4 protein-coding genes and 1 pseudogene are annotated in these 3,929 nt (G+C 57.6%); all 5 read left to right on the top strand.

The features are described 5' to 3' along the window. A pseudogene (locus VA603_RS10030) lies at positions 1 to 521 on the top strand (TSCPD domain-containing protein); the annotation flags it as partial. A gap of 90 nt (positions 522 to 611) precedes the next feature. Beyond that, complete coding sequence (locus VA603_RS10025) at positions 612 to 1,403, top strand: hypothetical protein (RefSeq protein WP_323438720.1); 792 nt, start codon at positions 612 to 614, stop codon at positions 1,401 to 1,403. Between the two features lie 155 nt (positions 1,404 to 1,558). Further along, positions 1,559 to 2,275 carry a hypothetical protein gene (locus VA603_RS10020; protein ID WP_323438719.1) on the top strand — a complete coding sequence of 239 codons (717 nt, stop codon included), beginning with the start codon at positions 1,559 to 1,561 and terminating at the stop codon, positions 2,273 to 2,275. A 180-nt stretch (positions 2,276 to 2,455) separates the two neighbouring features. Continuing rightward, positions 2,456 to 2,827 (top strand): hypothetical protein, encoded by a 372-nt coding sequence (locus tag VA603_RS10015; RefSeq protein WP_323438718.1) that lies wholly within the window; start codon positions 2,456 to 2,458, stop codon positions 2,825 to 2,827. Positions 2,828 to 2,927: 100 nt separating this feature from the next. Continuing rightward, on the top strand, positions 2,928 to 3,929 hold a 1,002-nt coding region (locus VA603_RS10010), incomplete at its 3' end, for a serine hydrolase domain-containing protein (RefSeq protein ID WP_323438717.1).

The raw sequence follows: 3,929 nt of genomic DNA, 5'->3' as shown, positions 1-3,929 counted from the left end.
ACTCCAAGTCGATGGAGCATTTCCAGTGGATCGTGGCGCTGACCCGCATCATGTCGGCTGTGTTCCGCAAGGGCGGCGACGTGACCTTCATCGTCGACGAGATGAAGGCCGTGTTCGACCCGAAGGGTGGTTACTTCAAGGCCGGCGGCGTGTACATGCCGTCGCTGGTGGCCGAGCTGGGCTCGATCGTCGAAGACCACATGAAGGCCATCGGCCTGCTGCACGACCCGGAAATGAGCGCCCACCAGCGCGCCCTGATCGCCGAGAAGCGCAAGCAGTTCGAAGAACGCTCAAAAAAAAACAGTGAAGTAACCGCAGCGCCGGCGCAGAGCGCCGCGCTTGCCCCCTCCCTTCCGCAAAGCGAAGGGGAGGAGCTGGTCATCCTCGACAGCGCCGAAAGCGCCGACAACGGCAGTTTCCCGCCCAGCGCCAGCATGTGCCACAAGTGCAGCACCAAGGCGCTGGTGATCATGGATGGCTGCCAGACCTGCTTGAATTGTGGGTATAGCAAGTGCGGTTGATTTTGAGTTGGTGAAGAACTAGATGCTAATGAAAAGGTCGGGTGCTTTGGTTGGCCCGGCCTTTTTCTATATCGAGGGCAGGATGAACAAGTGGATTGTTGCTGCGCCAATCATAGTGTTCGCATTGTGCAGAACTGTTTGGAAAATATTTGTCAGCATTGTTTTTTTGCTTCTTTGCTCGTTGCAATCGTTGCGGCCGCTCAAGTGATCTATGGGGAGAAATTCCCTGTTATCGGTGTCTACTTATCGAGAATCCCGATAGACGCAAGCTTTACGTTAATCGGAATACTTGTTGCCTCAATGGGGGCTCTCACGATCTGGAGGGCGCAAAAGAGGGATGAGCTACTCCTTAGTTCACTATCTGAGGTCGATCAGTTCTTCTCGGACGCGCTCAATGCGATGAACAGGTTGACGGCGCGACTTGGGATCTTGGAGCAACTACAACTTGATGCGCATGATGGAAAGGCGGCCCTAGATGGGCGCACAATTTTTCTAGCTGGGGTTTTTGCGGAGATGCGATCCGATCAACTTTTTCTTCGGCAGAAAGGAATTGATGTCTATTCGCTTGATGCAAAGCATGTTCATGCATTGACAAATCATCCGATGACGTATCGGAGCTTTCTGAGGGCAAAGAGGAATTTGATTGCGATATCAGGGCTGATGCACATCCCCGTCCTAAATCACGAGCTGGATTGCCCAAGTGCACTTTTGGAGCGACTTGTGGAAGATGCCGGTGCTGAGCTACAAGATTTTTCGGCAAAGGCTGATGAGCTCAGTCAGGGGCTGGCTGAAGGAGCCGGAGGTATCCGAGGAGCAATTCAAGGAAGATTCTTTCCTCCAACGTTCACATTTGCATGGGGGCTGCTCAGAGACGATGACTAGCGACCGGCGTCAAAAGCACGAAAAGCAGGGGAAAGGCAGGGGTCAGAGTCGAGTTTTTGCTCTGGCCCTTTTCTATTGCGAAAGAGCAGAAAGCAGCGGCTGGAGAACACGAATCCGACCTGATGTCGATAAGATGGAGCGCATCAGGACAGGGGATGAAGATGAACGCTGATCGTAGACAGGGACTGTCGTTCGCCGCGTTGGACCAGCGCTTGCGCGATGTGCCGGATGGGCCCGCAGGTGCATTGAACACGCCGCGGTGGTTGAAGGCATTGCACATCGTTACGTGCGTCGGGATGGTGCTGGGTTTGGCGCCGTACTTCCTTGCGAAGTGGTTGGGACCGGCGCCGTGGATGGTCTACGCTGCCAAGAGCGGGCTGGTGATTGTCTACGCTGCTGCACTTCCCGGCATTCTCAGGAACTGCGGCGTTATCGGTTTGCAGTTCTGGCACTGGCGGAAGGAACAGGTGCGCCAGCTTGACCATGACCGTACCTACTTTGACCACATGCTGGATTGGCTGGCCGAATTTCCGGCTGCTGAGCTGGCCAAGGCGGAATGCGTTGTTCGCATGCATCTGGGGCAACTGACTGCGAAGATTGGTTTCCTTGCTGGCGGTATTGAAAGACTCGGCATACTGCCGGTCCTTGCGTCCATGTTCCTTTTTTTCCGTCAATGGAAAGATCTGCTGGCCATGCCCGCGTGGCAGGTCATTCTTGGTGCGTCCCTGGTAGGGCTGTATGTCATCGTCACGCTGGCCACCTTGATGCGTATCCGCTTGCAGCTCTACCAGGCGTTGTTGCTCGAGGCGGAGAAACGGAAAGAGGCGAAAACAGGAGTCAGAGTCGAGTTTCCGCCTCCACAACCTACTTGAAGCGTTGCTTGGCGAAGATGCGTGGATGCCGCGACCGGATTCCTGGATGCGGGGGGGGCAGAACGCGGTCAGTTCTGAGTTCAGCAGGACGCCGAATGTCTGCGATGATCGGGGCAGCACTGATTTTTCCAGCCTCACTTGGGAGAACTGAAACATGATGGATGCCAACGGAACCCAGCCATGAGCCGCTATCCCTGGTCGGTGATCGTCAGGGTTCTCATGTTCTTTCTGCCGCTACTGGCGTTGTATCTGTTTTCGCGCTGGTCGGCGGCGCAAATGGTCGGTCAGGCACATCGCGGGGATAGTGCGCTTGGAATTGCTGTGCTGCTGGGTGCAATGACGCTGGTGATGTTGCTGGGTTTCACCGTTGATTTCGTCGTGCAGCTCCGGCGCCGACGGGCGTTCAATTGGCTGGTCGATGTTCTACTGATCGCCGTGTTGATGACACCGTTCGGATGGTTCGCTTGTAACTGGTTCGGCGGGAACGACTACTTCCTCTGCAAAATACCGACGTCGCTGTTCGGGACGGTGCTTGATTGGCTGGGGTTGTGAGCTGAAGCGAAAGCAGGGGTTAGAGTCGAATTTTCGTTCCAGCCCTTTCCTGTAGCCAGGAGCCAGAGCGCGATGAGTCGATACCGCGAGTCACAGTGCGATGACGATGCCTGCTACCTGGAAAGTTGATCTAGACTTTCGCCTCCCGAAGATCGCGGCGAGCGCCATGAAGAAGTGGGTGGTTGGGTTGTTGCTCCTTCCTGTCTTGATGCTCCCCTCGGTGGGACGCTCGGCGGAGGCGTCGCCGCAGGGGATACACGCGGCCGTGCTGGACGAGTACCTCGACCAGGTGGAGAACGGCAATGGTGGGCTGGGCAGCGTGTCCATCTTCCGTGGCGGGCGCGAGGTCTATCAGCGGCGCTTCGGCCAGAAACACCTGTCCGGCGTGCAGGCGGATGCGGACACCCGTTACCAGATCGCCTCGGTCACCAAGATGGTCACGGCCATTCTTGCGTTCAAGCTGATCGAACAAGGGCGGCTGGGGCTGGATGACACGCTGGCCGATTTTCATCCGGAGATGCCCGCAGCGGCGCAGATCAGCGTCCGGCAGATGCTGGCGCATTCCAGCGGGCTGGGGAATTTCGCGATCAAGGACGGTTCGGTCTGGATCGTGGATGCGCTGGAGCCGCCGGCAATCCTGGCGGAGATCAGGCGGCAGGGCGTTGCCTTCGCCCCCGGCACGCGCGTGGCCTACTCCAACTCCGCCTACTACCTGTTGCGGATGATCCTGGAGGACACCTACGGGCGGCCGTACCACGAGATCGTCGAGCAGGAGATCGCCCGGCAGTTGCAGCTTGCGCATTTCGCCTCGGTGAAGGCCAATCATGCCGATACCTTCAGGTCCTATGCGTTCGCCGATGGCGCGTGGGGCGAAATCAAGGAAGTGGACTTCAACAATGTCGTCGGGGTTGGCGACATCGCCAGCACCCCCAGCGACCTCAACCGACTGATCGTCGCCCTGTTCAATGGCGAACTCGTGCGGAAGGAGACGTTGGCGTTGATGGCGCCGGCGCCGGGCAAGGGCTGGGGGATGGGGCTGGCGGAGTTCGTGTACGGGGAGAACACGTTCCTCGGGCACGGCGGTGATGTCATCGGTGCGCAT

It is taken from the genome of Stenotrophomonas capsici, assembly GCF_034961085.1.
Lineage (GTDB): Bacteria > Pseudomonadota > Gammaproteobacteria > Xanthomonadales > Xanthomonadaceae > Stenotrophomonas > Stenotrophomonas capsici.
Note: the sequence above shows the minus strand (reverse complement) of the source record. Positions and strands in the feature narration are given on the sequence as shown.

Bases quoted from the DNA above. Each gene is read 5' to 3' on its own strand.
- VA603_RS10020 (WP_323438719.1), top strand. From the start codon at position 1,559: ATGAAGATGAACGCTGATCGTAGACAGGGACTGTCGTTCGCCGCGTTG.
- VA603_RS10015 (WP_323438718.1), top strand. From the start codon at position 2,456: ATGAGCCGCTATCCCTGGTCGGTGATCGTCAGGGTTCTCATGTTCTTT.